We start from the raw sequence: 18,417 nt of genomic DNA on the forward strand, positions 1-18,417 counted from the left end.
CCCGTCACCGCGACGCCCCCGATTGCAGCTCCTCCGCGAGTTCCTCCATTGCGCCGCGCGGGTGGAACTCGGAGGTCAGCCCGGCGCGACGCCCGCTCCAGTAGAGCCAGGTCGCCCGCACGCCGAGCAGCACGGCGGTGAGCGCGAACAGGCACAGCGCGCCGAACCACAGCGCCTGCGGCCAGATCAGCGGCGTCGCCCAGGGCGTCGGCGCCGTGCTGCCATAGGCCAGCGTGTCGGCGATGGTGTCGCGCGAAACCCAGACGAGGAACGCGCCCAGCGCGCTCATCGACAGCATCGCCAGCCAGTCCGCCAGCTCCTGAAAGCGCGCGGGCAGGCGGGCGTGCAGCACGTCGATGCGGATATGCGCGCGGTCCACCAGCGCCACCACGAAGGCGAGGCAGGAGCCGACGGCCAGCACGTAGCCGCCAAGCTCGTCAGCGCCTTCGAACGAGAAAGAAGCGACTTTGCGCAGCACCGTCTCGAGCGCGATGAAGAGCGACAGGGCAACCAGAGCGACGCCGAAAAGCCGGCTGGCGTTGGCGGCGAAGGCTTCGAGCAGACGGTTGGTCGCGGCGCGTGCGGGCGCGCGGCTGGCGGGGCGCGCGGCCCCGCCCTCCACCTGCGCCATCAGAAGCCGACCTTCTTGCCGACGCTGGCCCTCCACCCCTCCGAGCAGCCCGGATTGGTCTTGTCGCAGATCTCCGCCCAGGTCGGGAAGGAGATGTCCTTGACGGCGTTGGCGATCAGCGCGCGGTCGGCTTCGGTGATCTCGACCAGCTTCAGATCGTAGGTCTTGCCGGTCTCGCAGGGCGTCGCGCCGACATTGCAGCGCACGGCGTCGTCGAACAGCGTCTCGGAATAGGCCCAGATGTCCTCGATCAGCGCGTCGAAGCCGGCCTGGAGCTTGGTCTGATCCTCGGGCGACAGCTTGTTCCAGGCGTCGAGGCTGACGCCGTAGCCGTTCATCGCGAGCTGGAAGGCGATGGGCAGGGTGTAGGCGGTCACTTCCGGCCAGCCGGCGGAATTCGCCGAGCTCGGCCCGGTGATCGCGCAATCGACCACGCCGCGGGCGAGCGACTGGTGCACGTCGGGAAAGCTCAGCGGCACCGGCGTTCCGCCGACCGAGGACACGAAATTGGCGAGGTTCTGGTCGTAGACGCGCACCTTCAGCCCCTCGAGATCGGCGAGCTGCGCGATTTCGGGTTTGCAGAACAACACTTGCGGGCCGAACGGCCAGACGCCGAGCAGTTTGGTCCCGAACTTCGCCTGAAGCTGCGCATCCACCGCGTCCTTGTATGCTGCGACGGTCTCGCGCCCGGTCGCATAGTCGGGGTTCAGGCCCACGAGGTCGAGCCCGAGAATGGTCGGCTCGTCGCGCGACACCTGGCTGAGGCGCAGCGAGATGATGTCGAACAGCCCCGCCTTGAGGATGCGCAGCTGTTCGGTGTCCTTGATGCCGGTGACGTCGATGGGCTTGTAGTCCACCACGGCGTCGATGCCGGTGCGTTCGCCGAAATTCTCGAAGAAGGGCTGTTCGACGTTCTTCTGGATGTTGCCGGTCGCGACCGGCTGGCCCATCGCCTTGAAGCTGTAGGTCTGGGCGGCGGCGCCGGTGGCGAGCAGGGCGGCGACGGTCGCGCTGGCGAGGAACTTCATGCGGGTTCTCCTTGTCTTGCGTGAGAGGCGGGGGGGCGTTGGAACAGTCTTCCCCAGCCGGCGATTCCGGAAGGGTCGGCGCCGGCGGCGCAGAGCGCGCCCCAGGCGGCGACGGCGATGCTGTCGAGAACGGGAATCCCGGTCTCGGCTTCGAGGCGGGGGGCGACGCGCGTCCCGCGGAAATTGGTGCAATAGATCAGGATCGCGTCGGGCTTCGCGGCGGCGACGTCGCGGAACATGCCCTCGATCAAATCCTCGGCGAACTCGGCGAAGGAGAAGTTGCCGCGGTCGCCCAGATGCCGCTCGGCGACCGTCTCGAAGCCGGCGGCGGCGAAGTTGCGCAGGATCGCCGCCTGCACCTCGGGCAGATAGGGCGTGACGAAGGCGATCCGGCGCGCGCCGAAGGCCGCCAGCGCGTCGAGCGTGGCGAGCGTCGCCGTGGTGGCGGGCGCCCCGGTGCGCGCTTCGAGGGCGGCGCAGAGCGCGCGGTCGGCGTCGAAGCCGCGCCAGCCGCCCGAAGTGCCGTTCCAGACGATGGAATGGACTTTCGCGTCGGCCAGCAAATCGGCGGCGGCGAGAAAGGGCGCCGCGTCGAACTGGCCGAGCGCGGCGTCCGTCAGCGCGATTTCGGTCACGCGCAGCCGGGCGAAATGCGCGCTGACATGCGGAGCGCCGGCCAGCAGCGCCGCCGTAGCAGGCTCAAGCGCCGTGTTGGAGGACGGCGTCAACATCCCCAGACGGACTTGCGCCGCGCTCATGCGGCGGCGCCTTCGGCGATCAGCCGGGCGAGGGCGGGGTGGAGACCTTCGGAGGGTTTTCCCGGCGGTCGGGCGAAGCGGCCCCGATGCGCGCCGCGCGGGGCGAGCTTGGCCAGCGTCTCGGCCTGGCGCACCGCCGCCGAGACGGGGTCCACCAGCACGGCGGGGCAGTCCTCGGCGAAGGTCTCGGCGAGGCCCGCGAGCGGCGCGCCGCCGAGGATCACCACATCCGCCCCGTCTTCGAGCGCGCTTTCGCGGGCGAGGGCGAGCAGCATGTCGCGCATGGTCTGCGCGACCAGCGTCACTGGCCCCACCGCCTCGGGCGGCGTGCGCATGCCGACGAAACGTCCGGTCAGGCCGGCCTCGACGACGTTGTCGCGATACCAGGGGGTCATGCGCGGGGTGAACGTCACCAAGCCGAACGTCTCGCCGAGCATGCAGGAGGTCAGCATGGCGGCCTCGGCCATGCCGACGACGGGGATGTCGAACAGCTCGCGCGCCGCCCGCAGGCCCGGGTCGCCATAGGCCGCGATCACCACGGCGTCCGCGCCCTCGCGGTGCTCGGCGATCATCTCGAGCGCGATGGTCCCCGCGATCAGCGATTCCGCGCGCGAGGAGATGTAGGGAAAGCCCCGCGTCGCGGTGAGCGGCACGATTTCGGTCCCGGCGCTCGCCGCGCGCCGCGCCACGGCGGCGAGGCGGTCGGTCATCTCGCAGGTCATGTTGGGATTGACGAGCAGCAGGCGCGTCATGGCGCTCACCCCTGGATCATGCGGTTGAGCCCGACGGTCCGCGCGCCCAGGATCAGCGCGGCCAGCGCCATCAGGATCAGGCCGCTCGACATGGCGGCGATGCTCGGGTCGGGCTGTTCTTCGAGATATTGCAGCATCTTGATCGGCAACGTCTTGTTGCGCGCATCCGTCAGGAAGATCGAGATCGGGTAGTTGTCCATCGAGGCGAGGAAGGCGAAGAGCCCCGCCGTGAGGAAAGCCGGCGCGAGGTTCGGCGCCAGCACCTTCAGCGCCGCCCTGGGCCAGCTCATGCCCAGCGTGCGCGCCGCGTCGATCAGCGAGAAGTCGAAGCTCGCCATCGCCGCGAGCAGCGTGCGCATCACGAAGGGCAGGGTGATCAGGATGTGGCCGATCAGCAGGCTCCAATAGGCGTCGCGCAGGCCCATCTCGCGGAGGAACTGCAACAGCGCCACGCCCACCACGAGCCCCGGCATCATCAGCGGCGAGACCGAGAAGGTCGCGATGGCCGAGCGGCCCGGAAACGTCCCCTGCGCCACCGCCATCGCCACCGCCGTCCCCATGACGAGGCTGATCGCGGTGGAGACGAAGGCGAGGTTCAGCGACAGCGTCAGCGCCTCCATGAGCCCCGAGCGCCGCCCCATCGCCTCGTACCAGCGCAGCGACCAGTCGGGCGGCGGCAGGGTGTAGACCGAGGAGGCGCTGAAGGACACGACCACCGTGACGACCAGCGGCGCCATCAGAAAGACCACGGCGAAGCCCGCGATCCACCAGCTGACGCTGCGGGCGATGCGGTCGGCGCGGGTCATGCGCGGCCCCCCGACATCCGGGCGACCAGCCAGCTCGACCCCATCACCACCGCCACCGCGATCATCAGCAGGATCGCCGAGACGGTGGCGCCGAACTGTTCGTCGCGCAGGAACAGGAAGGAGCGCGCGATCAGCATCGACAGCACCTGCTGGCGCTCGCCCACGATCAGCGACGGGATCACATACATCGACACCGCCAGCGAGAACACGAAGGCCCCGCCGGCCACGACGCCGGGCGCGGTCAGCGGCGCGACGACCCGGGTGAAGCGGAACCAGGGCGTCGCGCCCAGCGAGGCGGCGGCGGCGGACAGCGCGGGGTCGATCTGGCGGATCACTGCGTAGATCGGCAGCACCGCGAAGGGCAGGAACACATTGGCCGCGCCGATGATCAGCGCCGTCTCGGTGAACAACAGCCGCAGCGGCTGTTCGACGATCCCGAGCCCCGTCAACATCTGGTTGATCGGGCCCTGCGTGCGGAACAGGATCGACCAGGCGAAAGCCTTGACGATCACCCCCACCGACAGCGGCAGCACCATCGCGGCGAGGATCAGCGTCTGCGCGAGCCCCTGCGCGCGCGCCAGCGCGAAGGCGGTGGGCCAGGCGATGAGGAGCGCGAGCAGCGTCGTCAGCGCCGCGACCCGGAGCGTGCGCCACAGCACGCTCATGTTGAAGGGGTCGGCGAAGAAGGCCGCATATGAGGCGAGCGTGAACGCGCCGTCCGCGTCGCGCAGGCTGTCGAGCAGCAGCAGCGCGAGCGGCAAGGCGTAGATCAGACCCAGATAGGCGAGGCCTGGCGCGGCGAGCAGCGCGAAGCGGTCGAGCTGCGGCAGGCGCAGCGGCGCGGGCTCGGCGCGGGCGGTCATGGCGCCGCCGGGTAGATCAGCGTTTCGGCGACCGGCCAGACGAGGCGCACGCTCGCGCCGACAGGCGGAGCGGCGACGGCGCCGGCCATCTCGCACAGGATGCGGTCCTCGCCTTCGGCGGCGCCGTGCAGATGGGTTTTCGAGCCGAGGCACATGACGTCGGCGACGGTCGCCGAGATGGCGTTGGCGCCGGGCGGCGGGGCGTCGGCGAGCGCCACCAGTTCCGGCCGCACCCCAGCCAGCGCCAGAGCGCCGAACGGCAGGGCGCCCGGGCCGCGCACCCGGCCATGCGCCGTCTCGATCTCGACGATGCCGCCGACCGAAGCCGTGACGCGCCCGGCGAGCCGCGTCGACAGCCCGACGAAATCGAGTGCGAAGGGCGTGGCGGGGCGGGCGTAGAGCTCGGCGGGCGGCGCGAACTGCTCGATCCGGCCCTTGTTCATCACGGCGATGCGGTTGGATACGGCCAGCGCCTCGTCCTGATCGTGCGTGACGAAGACCGCCGTGATGCCGCGCGCGCGCAGCAGCGTCTTGAGCTCGACCTGCATGGTTTCGCGCAGCTTGCGGTCGAGGGCCGAGAAAGGTTCGTCGAGCAGCAGCAGATCGGGCTCGACCACCAGCGCGCGCGCCACCGCCACGCGCTGCTGCTGCCCGCCCGACAGCGCCGAGACCCGCCGCCTCGCGAAATCGGACATGCGCACGAGACTCAGCGCCTCGGCCACCCTCGGCCCGATCTCCGCGGCTCGCCGCCCGCGCGCCTTGAGCCCGAAGGCCACGTTCTCGGCCACGTCGAGATGCGGAAACAGGGCGTAGTTCTGGAACACCACCGAGACGTTGCGCCGGTGCGCGGGCGTGCGGGTCACGTCGCGCGCGCCGATGGCGACGGCGCCCTCGTCCGCCTCGACCAGCCCCGCGATCAGGCGCAGGAGCGTGGTCTTGCCGCAACCCGAAGGCCCGAGCAGCGACACCAGCTCCCCCCGCGCCACCGCGAAGTCGAGCCGGTCGATCACGCGCGCCCCGCGATAGCTTTTCGAGACCGCCGCGACGTCGAGATATCGGGCGTCGCCCACCGCCTCGGGAAGAGGCGGCGGCGACGCCACGGGTCGCGCCGCCAGCGCCATCAGGCCGCCATCAGCTTGTCGAAGCGGTCGATCCATGCGGCGCGGTTGGCCGACACGAAAGCCCAGTCGGGCGAGAACACGGAAATCCCCTCGGGCAGCGCGACGCTCGCCTTCGCTTCGGTGTTGGCGGGCAGCGAGGAGGCGAATTCGGCGAGCCGGGTCTGCAAATCCGCGCTCAGCATCTCGTTCATGTAGGCGTCGGCGAGCTCGGGGTTGGGGCCGCCCTTCACCAGCGTGATCCCCGAGGGCATGGCGAAGATGCCCTCCTGCGGGGCGGCGAGGTCGACCGGCGCGCCCTCGACCTTGCGCGGCAGCGCATAGGACGAGAAGCTGCCCGACAGCATCGAAATCTCGCCCTGCTCGAGCAGGTTGAACGCCTGGCTCATCACCGAATAGGTGGTCAGCAGGTTCGGCTTGAGGGCGGCGAGCTTCTCGAAGGCCGCGTCGGTCTCGTACTGCGCCTCGGCCATCGGCTTGCCGGTGGCGAGTTGGGCGGCGGCGAAGAGCGTCCACATGCCTTCGGTGTTCTGCAGGCCGGGGATGATGACCTTGCCCGCAGCCTCCGGCGCCCAGAGCGCCTCCCAGCTCGGAACTCCGCTCATCAGGCCGGTGTTGTAGGCGATCCCGGCCCAGGGCTGGACGTAGTTGCACCACATCCCGTCCATGTGGGTCGCGCCCTCGCGCAGCTTCGCCATGTTGGGAACGATCGCGGGCGTCGCCGGGCGCAGCAGACCTTCCTCGACGGCGAGGATCATCACGGGATCGTCCATCTGCACGACCGAGAGATAGGGCGCGGCCTTGTTGGCGCGCATCTTCTCGAGGTTCACGGTGGATTTCGTGCCTTCGAAGAGGATCGTCGCGCCGAACTTCTCCTTCATGTGCGGCAGCACGATCTGCTCCATCCAGATGGTGTGGCTGCCGGCGCATCCCACGACGATTTCGTTGGTCTGCGCGCGCAGGATCGCGGGCGCGGCGAGAGCGCCGGCGGTGGCGAGGGCGGTTGTGCGGAGGAAGGCGCGGCGGGTGGGCCCGCGCGGGGCGAGGCGGTCGATCATGGTCGGCTCCCTGTCGGCGCGCGACGGATCGCGCGAATGGAATTCCATTTTCAGCCAGAGTCGGCGCGCGGCGATCCTTTCGCAAGGGTTAATCTCCCAGATCGACGGCATGACCTGAAAGGCGCCCGAGCGTTGGGCGCGAACGGAGGCCAGCTGCTCAAAGATCGGGCGTTGTCGCAGACGCAAGGGGAGGGGGTGGACGGCTCAGCCGGTCGTCGCGCAGGCGTCGCCGCCGGCCAGCGCTTCGGCGACCGAATGCCCGGTGGCGGCGAGATGCGCCCGCCAGACCGCATGGGCGGCGGCGGCGTCGCGGGCGCGGAAGGCGCGCATCAGGGCCTCGTGCTCGGCGACCGCCTGCCGCCAGCGCGCGGCGTTCATGATCGCCATGTAGCGCCCCCTGCGCGCCAGCAGCATCAGCCGCCGCCGGCTCTCGGCGAGGACCGGGTTGCCGCAGCCCTCCACGATCAGATCGTGGATCGCGCTGTTGACGTCGAAATAGTCGTCGAGGCGCGCGGCGTCGTACTCGGCCAGCATTTGCGCGTGCAAGACCTCGAAGCGCGCGAGCAGATCGGCGTCGAGGTTGCGCGCCATCCGTTCCGCAGCGGCGGCTTCGAGCGCGCCGATGGCGTCGAACAGGTCGATCGCAGCGCGTCCGTCATAGGCGGTGACGCGGGCGCCGCGATTGCGCGAAATCTCCACCAGCCCGTCCTGCCGGAGAAGTTTCAGCGCCTCGCGCATCGGCGTTCGGGACACGTCGAGTTCGGCGCAGAGCCGCCGCTCGACGATGCGCTGGCCCGGCGCCAGGGCTCCGCGCACCACCATGTCGCGCAGCTGGTCGGCCACCTTCTCGGCCAGCGCGACATGCCCTGGCGGCGACTCCTGCGCGAAGTCCGCCGCAGCGCGCGTCATGGGCGCTCCGCCGGGGCGAAGGCCGGCAGACCCATTCGGGCGCGCCAGTGCCGGGCGATGTCGCAGCGGCGCGCGAACCAGACGTCCGGCGTCGCGCGCATCCGCTCCAGCAGCGCCTCCAATCCGCCGATCCGCCCCGGCCGGCCGATGATGCGCAGATGCAGCCCGACCGACATCATCTTCGGCGCGGTTTCGCCCTCGGCCATGAGCCGCGCGAAAGCGTCGCCGCAATAGCGCGCGAAATCGGCGCCGAAGACGAAGCCGCCCTGTTTCGTGAAGCGCATGTCGTTGGTGTCGAAGGCGTAGGGCAGCACCACATGCGGGCGCCCCGCGACCTCCACAAGATAGGGCAGATCGTCGTTATAGGCGTCGCTGTCGTAGAGAAATCCGCCTTCTTCGACGAGGAGGCGACGGGTGTTCGCCGACGCCGACGATCGGGTGTGCCATCCGACAGGGCGAGAGCCCGCCGCCGCTGCGATGGCCGACACCGCGCGCGCGATCACGGCGCGCTCCTGCGCTTCGTCCATATTGGCGTGGCGCTCCCACAGCCAGGAATGCGCGCTGATCTCGTGGCCGCGAGCGAGGATGTCGCGCGCCATCCAGGGCGACCGTTCGAGCGCGCGGGCCGATGCGCTGAAGGTCGCCTTGACGCCGAAGCGGTCGAGCGTCTCGGCGATGCGCCAGTAGCCGGCGCGCGCGCCGTACTCGAAATGGCTCTCCATGCACAGATCGGGCGCGCCGACCACTTCCTCGACCACTTCGTGCACGGTCTCGTTGCACGGGTCGCCATCGCCGATGCTGAGCTCCGCGCCTTCCTCGACATTGACGACGACCGAGACGGCGAGGCGCGCGCCGCAAGGCCAGTTCGGGTCGAAGGGCCGTCCCCCGCGCCCGAAAAAATCGCGGCGGTCGGGCCGGGGGAGAGGGGAGGCGGTATCGCCGCTCGGGTCGAACGCCATGCGCTGCTCTTCGCTTCGCGTCGATCCGGGGCCGGGCGCCGCGCCGGCGACGCGCAGCCGGCCCGGCGTCAGACTGGGCCGGGCCGGATGCGGCGGTCAATCCCGCTCGGCATTCTCCGCTGCGGCCTCCTCGAGCGAGGGATCGACGGCCGTCCCGCGCGAGCGCCTCTCGGGCGCCGAGATGCGGGCGGGCGCTTTCGGCGCGGCGTCGGCCTGACGGATGTGGATGTCGGTCTGGGGGAAGGGGATCGAGATGCCGGCGGCGTCGAACGCCTCCTTCACCTGGCGCGTCAGGTCCCAGTACACCGTCCAGTAGTCGCCGCTGCGCGTCCATGGCCGCACGATGAAGTCGACGGAGCTCGCGCCGAGAGCCGCCACCCGGATCACCGGCGCGGGGTCCTTCAACACCAGCGGATGCGCGCCGACGACCTGCTCCAGCACGCGCTGCGCCTCCTCGATGCTGTCGTCGTAGCCGATCCCGAACGTCAGATCGACGCGGCGGGTCGGGCTGGTCGTTACGTTGGTGATGGTGTTGCCCCACACCGCCTTGTTGGGGATGACGATCACCTGATTGTCCGGCGTGACGACGGTCGTCGCGACGATGCTCACCGCCTTCACCGTGCCCGCGGTTCCGGCGATGTCGACGAAATCGCCTTCGTCGAAGGGGCGGTTGATCATGATCATCAGCCCCGATGCGAGGTTGCCCAGCGTGTCCTGAAAGGCGAAGGCCATGATGAAGGACGCGCCGCCGATCAGCGCGAAGACCGGCGAGATGTCGATCCCGAGCCCCGCCAGCACGATCAGCAGCCCGAAGGCCATCACGAGCCAGTAGACCAGCATGGCGAGGAAGGCCTGCAGCAGCTTCGACAGGTTCGGCACCCGACCGAAGCCCCGGCGGGCCACCCGCCGCACCACCCGCGCCACGATCAGCAGCCCCAGCAGCGAGGCGACGATCACGCCGGTCTGGATGGCGAGCCTTATCCCGCCTTCCTCCGACATCGCCCAGGCCAGCGCCTGCTTGGCGAGCGTTTCGGCGTCGGCGGTGCGGGTTTCCTCCACCACGATGGAGTTGCGATAGGCGCGGAACTGGGCGATCGCCGCCGCGTCGCCGCCCTTCTTCTCCCAGCTGTCCACGACCGTGCCGTAGAGGCGGAACAGATGGTCGCGCTCCTGCGTGCGGTCGATCAGGCGCTCGCGGATGCGGTCGGCGGCTTCGGCCTCTTCGGTGCGCAGCAGCGCGACCTGCGCGTCCGCGACGCGCTGCGTCGCGCTCTTGACGATGTCGAGCCAGGCGGCGGCGGCTTCCGCCAGCTCCGGCTCGGTCAGGGGAACGAGGCGGAAGGTCAGTTCTTCGGGCGGGATCGCCGGGTCGGTCACTTCGGACGGAAGCGTCGAGGCGGGCGCTTCAGCGGCGGCGGGCGCGTCCTGCGCGGCTTCCTGCGCGGGCGCGACGAGGGCGAGCGCCGCCCAGAGCATGGCCGCGATCGCGAGCCTCAAAATCTGCATGCGAACCTCCGAAATCCGGTCGGGGGTTCCTTAACGCGATGCGGCGGCGCTCGCAAAGAACGCCGCCGCAAAATTCTTCCGACCGATCAGAGCGACGCGACGACCGCCGTGCGCAGCGCACCGTAGCCGTTGAAGCGCGTGGCCGTCACCGAGCCGTAAGCGCCCATTGCGTCGAAGACGAGCCAGTCGCCTTCGGCCAGCGCCGCCGGAACGTCGGGCTGGCCCGGCAGACGGTCGAGCGAATCGCAGGTCGGGCCGAACAGGACGGCGGGGCGGGTCGGGCCGTCATGCGCGGTTCCGTCGGCCTTCAGCGCGCGGAAGGAATGCGTCTGACCGAGCACCGGGAACTCGTCGAGACCGCCATAGATGCCGTCGTTCAGGAACACTGCCCCGTCCTCGCGCACCAGCTTGACCTTGGCCGCGAGCGCCATGCTGTCGGCCACCATCCCGCGCCCGGGTTCGCAGACGAGCGCCGGCGCGTCGTCGCCGAACGCCTCGCGCGTCGCCCCTTCGATCGCCGCGAAGAAGCCCTCGAGGTCGAAATGGTCGCCATAGAGCGCCGCGGGGAAGCCGCCGCCCACGTTCAGACGCGCGATCCGCACGCCCGCCATCTCCGCGATCTCGGCGGCGCGGCGGATGTAGGACACCCAGGCGAAGGACGTCTCGCACTGCGTGCCGGGGTGGAAGGTCAGGCTCGGGGTCATGCCGAGCGCCGCGGCCTCGGCCAGCAGCGCCGCCGCCTTCTCCGGGTCGGCGCCGAACTTCGAGCCGAAATCATAGGCCGCGCCCGCCACCGGCAGCCGGAAGCGCACCGACGCCTCGATCTGCAGCCCCTGCGTCATCTCCGCGAGCTTGGCGAGTTCCACATGGCTGTCGAACGAGAAGGTCCGCACCCCATGCGCCAGCGCGAAGGCGATCTCGTCGCGCGCCTTGGCGGGGTTGTGGTAGTGCATCGCCGCATCCGGGGCGAGGCGATGGATGAGGGCGATCTCGTCGGGGGAGGCCACGTCGAAGCCGCGCACACCCGCCGCGATCAGCGACAGGAGCACCGCCGGCTCGCTGTTGGCCTTGACCGCGTAAGTGGTCAGACCCGGGAAGCCCGCGAGAAACCGTCTGGCCGTCCGCTCGAGCGCGGAGGGCGCGAAGAACAGCACCGGCGCGTCGGGGCGCTCGGCGGCGAGATAGGCTTCTGGGGTCCGCCAGATCGGCGCGGTCGTGCTCATCCGTGGGGTCTTCCTCTCGGCAAGGGGCGCCATCTCGCTGACGGCCCTCAGGGTATAACAGTTCAGATTGTCGGAGTTGACCAGCCGGATTTGCGAATCGCCGTGGAAATCTCGGCGGAACGCCGTTAATCTGACGATATGACGAAAGCAGACCTCGACGACACCGACCATGCGCTGATCCGGCTCCTGCGCCGCGACGCCCGCACGCCCACCGCCGAGCTCGCCCGTCGCCTCGGCGTCTCCCGCACCACCGCGCAGGCGCGCATCGAGCGGCTGGAGCGGCAGGGGGTGATCGGCGGCTACACCATCCTGACCGGCGACGCTTACGACCCCGGCGTGATCCGCGCCACGGTTCTGATTCAGGTCGAACCGCGGATGACCGCCGCCACCGTCGCCGCCCTGCGCAAGATGCGCGAAGTGGAGGGGCTGTTCACCACGGCGGGGCGCTTCGACATGGCGATCCAGCTCGCCTCCGCCGGCACGCCGCAGCTCGACGCAGCGCTGGACCGGATCGGCGAGATGGAGGGCGTGCGGGGGATGGAGAGCCTGATCCACCTCACCGCGAAGATCGACAAGCGGCGCTGAACGGGGGAGGTTGACGCTCCGTCAGTTCAGCCAGCGCTTGCGGCGGCGGTAGCTGCGCACGTCGCGAAAACTCTTGCGGCCCTCGGCGGCCATGCCGAGGTAGAATTCCCGCACGTCCGGGTTCTGGCGCAGCGCGTCGGCCGGACCGTCCATCACGATCCGCCCCGATTCCAGAATGTAGCCGTGATGGGCGTAGCGCAGCGCGACGTTGGTGTTCTGCTCGGCGAGGAGGAAGCTCACCCCCTGCTCCTCGTTGAGACGCTTCACGATCTCGAAGATCTGCTCCACCAGCTGCGGCGCCAGCCCCATCGAGGGCTCGTCGAGCAGGATCGTCTCCGGGCGGCTCATCAGCGCGCGCCCGATCGCCACCATCTGCTGCTCGCCGCCCGAGGTGTAGCCCGCCTGGCTGCGCCGCCGCTCCTTCAGCCGCGGGAAATAGGCGTAGACCATCTCCAGATCATGGGCGACCGCCTCGCGCCCGTCGCGCCGGGTGAAGGCGCCGGTGAGGAGGTTCTCCTCCACCGTCAGATGCCCGAAGCAGTGCCGCCCCTCCATCACCTGGATGACGCCGCGGCGCACCAGATCGGCGGGGGCGGCGCCGGTGATCGGGTCGCCGCGATAGAGGATCGAGCCCTTGGTGACTTCCCCGCGCTCTGATTTCAGCAGGTTCGAGATCGCCTTGAGCGTGGTGGACTTGCCCGCCCCGTTGCCGCCGAGCAGCGCCACGATCCCGCCCTTGGGCAGGCTGAGCGAGACGCCCTTCAGCACCAGCGCGACGTGGTTGTAGATCACTTCGATGTTGTTGACGGCGAGCAGCGTCTCCATGCCCGCCAGTTCGGCCTCGTCGCGCATCGCCCGTCCTCTCCCGGTCGAAGACCGCGCCGCCGGTCGGGCGGCGCGGCGAGGCCCGTCAGTCGCAGGTCCGCGGCGTGATGCCCGCTTCCTGCGCGAAGGCCGTCGAATCCGCCTCGATCAGCGGGCCGATGATCTCGCGGTCGGGCGCGATGAAGTCGGTGATCAGGACGAACTTTTTCTCGGTCGCGTCCCATTGCTGGATCATGCCGACGCCGGGGCCCCCGTGATCGGCGCAGCTGACCGAGAAGGGCGCCGCGAAGCCCGGCAGGCCGATTTCCGAAAGGCGCGCCTCGGTGATCTCGAGCGCCTCCATCCCGTCGCGCATCATCACGGGCGTGATCTTGGAGACGCCATGGATTTCCTGCGCCTTGCGCGCGGCTTCCGCCGCGAACATCGCCGCCATCATGCCGCGGTTGTAGAGCACTGTGCCGAGATTGGATGCGTCGCCCGCCGCCTTGCCCGCGTCGAGCACGTATTTGCGCAAGTCCGCATAGATCGGGTAGCCGTCGCCCACGCCGTGCATGGTGACCGCCTTGTAGCCATGCGCGCCCTCGCCGGCGGGCGCCACGTCGTTCTCCGAGGCCGACCACCAGACGCCGATGAAGCGGTCCATCGGGAAGCGGATCGAGACCGCCTCCTGAATCGCGACCTGGTTCATCACGCCCCATCCCCACATCGTCACGAAATCGGGCCGATCACGGCGGATCTGGAGCCACGTCGCCTTCTGCTCCTGACCGGGATGGTCGACCGGCAGCAGCATCAGCTCGAAGCCGTGCTTCTTCGACAGCTCCTCCAGCGTGCGGATCGGCTCCTTGCCATAGGCCGAGTTGTGATAGACGAGCGCGATCTTCTTGCCTTCGAGGCTCCCGCCCTCGACGTCGAGCATGTGCTTCACGATCACCGAAGCCGCATCCCAGTAATTCCCCGGGTAGTTGAACACCCAGGGGAACACCGTTCCGTTCGCAGCCGAAGTCCGGCCATAGCCCATGGTGTGAAGCGGGATCTGGTCGTTGGTGACTTTGGGGATCAGCTGGTAGGTGATGCCGGTCGAGAGCGGCTGATAGACCAGCACGCCGCGCCCCTTGGTGCTCTCGTAGCACTCCACCCCTTGCTCGGTGTTGTAGGCGGTCTCGCAGGTGAGATACTCGATCGGCTCGCCGCCGATGCCGCCGTCGCGCGCCTGAAGAAGTGTGAAATAGTCGGCGTAGCCGTCGGCGAAGGGCACGCCGCCGGGCGCATAGGGCCCGGTGCGGTAGTCGAGCCCGGCGAAGACGAGCTGCGCGCTCGCAGCCGAGGCCATGCCGAGAAATGCGGCGGTCGCCAGAAGGGTCTTTCTCATCGGTCGTCTCTCCCTGTAGGTCGGCGCGCCCGTTGCGGCGGGCGTCGGTTCGGCGGAATTCAGTAGGGGAAGGGCCAGGTGCGCAGCCGCTCCTTCGTGGTCGCCCAGAGCCGCGCAAGGCCGTGTGGCTCGACGATCAGGAACAGGATGATCAGCGCGCCCAGCGAGGTGATCTCGACATATTTCGCGAAGGCCGTGCCGAGCAGGAACAAATCCACCAGCACGGTCTTGAGCAGGATCGGCAGCAGCACGATGAAGGCCGCGCCGAGAAAGCTCCCCAGCATCGAGCCGAGGCCCCCGATGATGATCATGAACAGCACTTCGAAGGAGACGTTGATCCCGAACGCCTCCGTCGGCTCCGCCGCCCCGAACCACACCGCGAAATAGAGAGCGCCGGCCAGCCCGACGAAGAAGCTCGACACGCCGAAAGCCGAGAGCTTGGCGCGCAGAGGGTCGACGCCGATGATCTCGGCGGCGATGTCCATGTCGCGGATCGCCATCCAGCTCCGCCCGATCCGCCCGCGCACGAGGTTCTTCGCCACAAAGCCGAAGATCACGACGAAGGACAGCGCGAAGAGATAGGTCGCCCAGGGTTCCGCCCCCGCCCCGGTCACCTGCACGCCGAAGGCGGTGCGCTCGGGCGCGGTGATCTGGCCGGTGGCCGAATAGTTGTAGAACCACGGCACCTTGTTGAAGAGCCACACAAGGAAGAACTGCGCGGCGAGCGTCGCCACGGCCAGATAGAACCCCTTGATCCGCAAGCTCGGCAGCCCGAAGGCGATCCCCACCGCCGCCGTCATCGCGCCCGAGGCCAGCACCACCAGCGTCATGTCGAGCCCGGGGAAACCCGTCATCAGCTTGTAGGCGGTGTAGGCCCCCACCGCCATGAAGCCCCCTGTCCCTAGGCTGAGCTGCCCGCAATAGCCGGTGAGCAGGTTCAGCCCGATGGCGGCGAGGCTGTAGACGAGAAAGGGGAGAAGGATCGATTTCTCCCAGTAGCTGTCGATGAAGACCGGCACGACGAGGAACGCGACCGCCATCAGCGCCCAGAACGCGTAGCGATCCTGCGCGATGGGAAATATCTGCTGGTCGGCGGCGTAGCTCGTCTTGAAGTCGCCGGTCTCGCGATAGATCACCGAAGCGCTCCGAACGGCTTCGGCGTTTCATGGGCGACCCGACGCGGCGCCGACGCCTCGATCCGCGCGCGCCGCAGCGCCCGCAGGCCCTCCCGCATGGCCACCAACAGGCCGAACGCCACCAAAGCGAGCAAAGCGAGCTTGATCGTCATGGCTAGACCCTCTCGATGATCTTGTCGCCGAACAGGCCTTGCGGCCTGACCAGAAGAAACGCGAGCGCAAGCACATAGGCGAACCAGTTCTCGATCGCGGTGAACCAGCTCGCCTGAAGGCCGAACAGGGCGTTCATGGTCGATCCCAGATAGATCTCGGCCCATTTCTCGCCGACGCCGATGATCAGCCCGCCGAGAATGGCGCCGGGGATGGACGTGAACCCTCCCAGAATGAGCACCGGCAGCGCCTTGAGCGCAATCAAACTTAACGAAAATTGAACGCCCGACTTTGCGCCCCACATCACCCCCGCCACCAGCGCGACCGCCCCCGCGATGGACCACACGATCACCCAGATCATGCGCAGCGAGATGCCCACCGACAGCGCCGCCTGATGGTCGTCGGCCACCGCCCGCAGCGCCCGCCCGATCCGCGTGTATTGCGAGAAGGCCATCAGCGCGAGCACCAGCGCCCCCGCCACGACCGCCGCAGCGATCTCGAGCTTCTCCACGTAGAGGTCGAAGCGGTCGAGGAAGAAATCCGACGCACCGCTCGGAAGGCCCACGTCGATGGGTCGCACCTGCGAGCCCCAGACGATGTCGCCCACCCCTTCCAGCACATAAGCGAGCCCGATGGTCGCCATGAACAGGATGATCGGCTCCTGATTGACCAGATGGCGCAGCACCAGCCCCTCGATGGCGAAGGCGACGCCGATCATAACCAGCAGCGTCAGCGGGATCGCGGCCAAGGGCGGCAGCCCGAACTCCATCATGAAGCCCGCGCAGAACATGCCTGCGAAGAGCGCCATAACCCCTTGCGCAAAATTGAATATCCCCGAGGACTTGAAGATCAGCACGAAGCCGAGCGCGACGAGCGCATACATCACCCCTGCAAGCAGCCCCGAAATCGTGACTTCCATAAAGAACAGCCGGTCGCGCGCGTCGATGCTCGCGAGCCACACGAGCCCATAGGCGAGAAAGGCGAGCAGCAGCGCGAGCCCTATCCCTTCGGGCGTGGCGGCGCGGCGGGCGAGCGCGCTCATCGGACCGCCTCAGTCATGCGCCACTCCCAGATAGGCGTCGATCACGTCCTGGTTGGCGCGCACCTCCGCGGGCGTCCCGTCGCCGATCTTGCGCCCGTAATCGAGCACGACCACCCGGTCGGAGATGTCCATCACCACCCCCATGTCGTGCTCGATCAGCGCGATGGTCGTGCCGAACTCCTCGTTCACGTCGAGGATGAAGCGGCTCATGTCCTCCTTCTCCTCAACGTTCATCCCCGCCATCGGCTCGTCGAGCAGCAGGAGTTTCGGCTCGGCGGCCAGCGCGCGGCCCAACTCCACCCTCTTCTGCAACCCGTAGGGCAGCGCGCCGACCGGCTTCTTGCGGATGTGCTGGATCTCGAGGAAGTCGATGATCTTCTCGACCTGCTCGCGGTGGCGGATCTCCTCGGCCTCCGCCGGGCCTTTCCAGATCGCCTGCCAGCCCATATGCGCGCGCATCATCGTCAGACGCCCGGTCATGATGTTGTCGAGCGTGCTCATCCCCTTGAACAGCGCGATGTTCTGGAAGGTGCGCGCGACGCCCTGCCGGGCGATCTGGTGCGGGCGCATCCGCGGGCGACGCGCGCCGCGGAACCACACCTCGCCCTCCTGCGGGTGGTAGAAGCCGTTGATGACGTTGAGCATCGACGACTTGCCCGCGCCGTTCGGCCCGATGATCGCGCGGATTTCTCCTTCGCGGATGTCGAAGCTGATGTCCTTGAGCGCGGTCACGCCCCCGAAGCGCAGCGTGATGTTGCGCACCTCCATGACAACGTCCCCGATGCGGCGGGGCTGGAGGCCGTGGCGCTCCTCGACCGCCGCATAGGTCGCGTCGTCCGGCGCGGCCTCGGCGACATATGCGAGCGGGCGGTTCACGCGGCGCGCTCCGTCGCGGCGATGGGCTGGACGGCGGCGTCCCTGATCTCGAGCGTCGCCGCCACCACCCCCTTTCGCCCGTCCTCATAGGTGACTTCGGTCTCGGCGCGGACGCTGGCCGAGCCGTCGTAAAGCGCCTCGATCAGCGGCGCGTAGCGCTCGGCGATGATGCGGCGGCGCACCTTGCGGGTGCGGGTCAGCTCGCCGTCGTCGGCGTCCAACTCCTTGTGCAGCACCAGGAAGCGGCGGATCTGGCAACCCGCGAGCATCGGGTCTTCGGCCAGGCTGCGGTTGACCGCCTCCACATGGCTCTGCATCCGCGCATAGACCTGCGGATGCCCCGCCAGCTCCTGATAGGAGGCGTAGGCGATGTTCTCGCGCTCCGCCCAGGCGCCGACGGCGGCGAGGTCGATGTTGAGGAACACCGCGCAACAGGGCCGCTCATGCCCGAAGGCGACCGCCTCCAGAATGTCGGGGAAGAACTTCAGCTTGTTCTCGACGTATTTCGGCGCGAACAGCGCGCCGTCCTGAAGCCGCCCCACATCCTTGGCGCGGTCGATGATTCGCAGATGCCCGGTTCCCTCCTCGAAGAAGCCGGCGTCGCCGGTGGCTACCCAGCCTTCGGGGTCCTTCGTCTCGGCGGTGGCTTGCGGGTTCTTGTAGTATTCGACGAACACGCCCGGCGAGCGGTAATAGACTTCGCCGTTCGCCCCGATCCGCACCTCCACCCCCGGCGAGGGCACGCCCACCGTGTCGGCGCGCACTTGCCCGTCGGGCTGCTGGGTGATGAACACGCTCGCCTCGGTCTGGCCGTAGAGCTGCT

Annotated in this window: 19 protein-coding genes and 1 pseudogene; 1 reads left to right on the forward strand and 19 read right to left on the reverse strand. The window is 68.9% G+C overall.

What is annotated here, in order from left to right:
• Positions 1 to 4 precede the first annotated feature (4 nt).
• From V7Q31_RS07600 to V7Q31_RS07655, 12 genes are all read right to left on the reverse strand, one after another.
• Entirely contained in the window at positions 5 to 631 is a 627-nt protein-coding gene (locus V7Q31_RS07600; protein WP_333833093.1) for a TRAP transporter small permease subunit, read from the reverse strand.
• Entirely contained in the window at positions 631 to 1,659 is a 1,029-nt protein-coding gene (locus tag V7Q31_RS07605) for a TRAP transporter substrate-binding protein (RefSeq protein WP_333833094.1), read from the reverse strand. The genes V7Q31_RS07600 and V7Q31_RS07605 overlap by 1 nt, the downstream gene beginning before the upstream one ends.
• On the reverse strand, positions 1,656 to 2,417 hold the full coding sequence (locus V7Q31_RS07610) for a maleate cis-trans isomerase family protein (protein WP_333833095.1): 762 nt from the start codon (positions 2,415 to 2,417) through the stop codon (positions 1,656 to 1,658). Before V7Q31_RS07610 ends, V7Q31_RS07605 begins: the two co-directional genes overlap by 4 nt.
• Complete coding sequence (locus V7Q31_RS07615) at positions 2,414 to 3,169, reverse strand: aspartate/glutamate racemase family protein (RefSeq protein WP_333833109.1); 756 nt, start codon at positions 3,167 to 3,169, stop codon at positions 2,414 to 2,416. The genes V7Q31_RS07610 and V7Q31_RS07615 overlap by 4 nt, the downstream gene beginning before the upstream one ends.
• Before the next feature lie 5 nt (positions 3,170 to 3,174).
• Positions 3,175 to 3,975, reverse strand: coding sequence for an ABC transporter permease (locus V7Q31_RS07620; RefSeq protein WP_333833096.1), 801 nt, complete (start codon positions 3,973 to 3,975; stop codon positions 3,175 to 3,177).
• Complete coding sequence (locus tag V7Q31_RS07625) at positions 3,972 to 4,838, reverse strand: ABC transporter permease (protein WP_333833097.1); 867 nt, start codon at positions 4,836 to 4,838, stop codon at positions 3,972 to 3,974. Before V7Q31_RS07625 ends, V7Q31_RS07620 begins: the two co-directional genes overlap by 4 nt.
• Entirely contained in the window at positions 4,835 to 5,959 is a 1,125-nt protein-coding gene (locus V7Q31_RS07630) for an ABC transporter ATP-binding protein (RefSeq protein ID WP_333833098.1), read from the reverse strand. Before V7Q31_RS07630 ends, V7Q31_RS07625 begins: the two co-directional genes overlap by 4 nt.
• A complete protein-coding gene (locus tag V7Q31_RS07635) occupies positions 5,959 to 7,014 on the reverse strand; it encodes an extracellular solute-binding protein (RefSeq protein ID WP_333833099.1) in 1,056 nt (351 codons plus the stop codon). Before V7Q31_RS07635 ends, V7Q31_RS07630 begins: the two co-directional genes overlap by 1 nt.
• A gap of 204 nt (positions 7,015 to 7,218) precedes the next feature.
• Positions 7,219 to 7,923, reverse strand: coding sequence for a GntR family transcriptional regulator (locus tag V7Q31_RS07640; protein ID WP_333833100.1), 705 nt, complete (start codon positions 7,921 to 7,923; stop codon positions 7,219 to 7,221).
• Positions 7,920 to 8,882, reverse strand: coding sequence for a polysaccharide deacetylase family protein (locus V7Q31_RS07645; RefSeq protein WP_333833101.1), 963 nt, complete (start codon positions 8,880 to 8,882; stop codon positions 7,920 to 7,922). Before V7Q31_RS07645 ends, V7Q31_RS07640 begins: the two co-directional genes overlap by 4 nt.
• 96 nt (positions 8,883 to 8,978) lie before the next feature.
• Positions 8,979 to 10,388, reverse strand: a complete 1,410-nt coding sequence (locus V7Q31_RS07650; protein ID WP_333833102.1) for a mechanosensitive ion channel family protein — start codon at positions 10,386 to 10,388, stop codon at positions 8,979 to 8,981.
• A gap of 86 nt (positions 10,389 to 10,474) precedes the next feature.
• Positions 10,475 to 11,611: a type III PLP-dependent enzyme gene (locus tag V7Q31_RS07655; RefSeq protein WP_333833103.1), complete on the reverse strand. Its 1,137-nt coding sequence runs from the start codon at positions 11,609 to 11,611 to the stop codon at positions 10,475 to 10,477.
• A 138-nt stretch (positions 11,612 to 11,749) separates the two neighbouring features.
• On the opposite strand from V7Q31_RS07655, the gene V7Q31_RS07660 reads away from it, so the two are divergent.
• Positions 11,750 to 12,196, forward strand: coding sequence for an Lrp/AsnC family transcriptional regulator (locus V7Q31_RS07660; protein ID WP_333833104.1), 447 nt, complete (start codon positions 11,750 to 11,752; stop codon positions 12,194 to 12,196).
• Between the two features lie 21 nt (positions 12,197 to 12,217).
• Here V7Q31_RS07660 and V7Q31_RS07665 read toward each other — a convergent pair whose 3' ends face one another.
• The 7 genes and pseudogenes from V7Q31_RS07665 to V7Q31_RS07695 form a co-directional block, all read right to left on the reverse strand.
• A complete protein-coding gene (locus V7Q31_RS07665) occupies positions 12,218 to 13,048 on the reverse strand; it encodes an ABC transporter ATP-binding protein (RefSeq protein WP_333833105.1) in 831 nt (276 codons plus the stop codon).
• A 58-nt stretch (positions 13,049 to 13,106) separates the two neighbouring features.
• Positions 13,107 to 14,390: an ABC transporter substrate-binding protein gene (locus V7Q31_RS07670; protein WP_333833106.1), complete on the reverse strand. Its 1,284-nt coding sequence runs from the start codon at positions 14,388 to 14,390 to the stop codon at positions 13,107 to 13,109.
• A gap of 59 nt (positions 14,391 to 14,449) precedes the next feature.
• Entirely contained in the window at positions 14,450 to 15,526 is a 1,077-nt protein-coding gene (locus V7Q31_RS07675) for a branched-chain amino acid ABC transporter permease (RefSeq protein WP_333833107.1), read from the reverse strand.
• Complete coding sequence (locus V7Q31_RS07680; RefSeq protein WP_333833108.1) at positions 15,523 to 15,678, reverse strand: hypothetical protein; 156 nt, start codon at positions 15,676 to 15,678, stop codon at positions 15,523 to 15,525. The genes V7Q31_RS07675 and V7Q31_RS07680 overlap by 4 nt, the downstream gene beginning before the upstream one ends.
• Before the next feature lie 2 nt (positions 15,679 to 15,680).
• The gene (locus tag V7Q31_RS07685) at positions 15,681 to 16,595 is read right to left on the reverse strand and encodes a branched-chain amino acid ABC transporter permease (protein WP_333833110.1); all 915 of its coding nucleotides are present in this window, start codon (positions 16,593 to 16,595) and stop codon (positions 15,681 to 15,683) included.
• Positions 16,596 to 16,727: 132 nt separating this feature from the next.
• Positions 16,728 to 17,486, reverse strand: a complete 759-nt coding sequence (locus V7Q31_RS07690) for an ABC transporter ATP-binding protein (RefSeq protein WP_333833111.1) — start codon at positions 17,484 to 17,486, stop codon at positions 16,728 to 16,730.
• A 104-nt stretch (positions 17,487 to 17,590) separates the two neighbouring features.
• Positions 17,591 to 18,417: pseudogene (locus V7Q31_RS07695) on the reverse strand (long-chain fatty acid--CoA ligase); the annotation flags it as partial.

This window comes from Rubrimonas sp. (genome assembly GCF_036788415.1).
Classification (GTDB): Bacteria; Pseudomonadota; Alphaproteobacteria; order Rhodobacterales; family Rhodobacteraceae; genus Rubrimonas.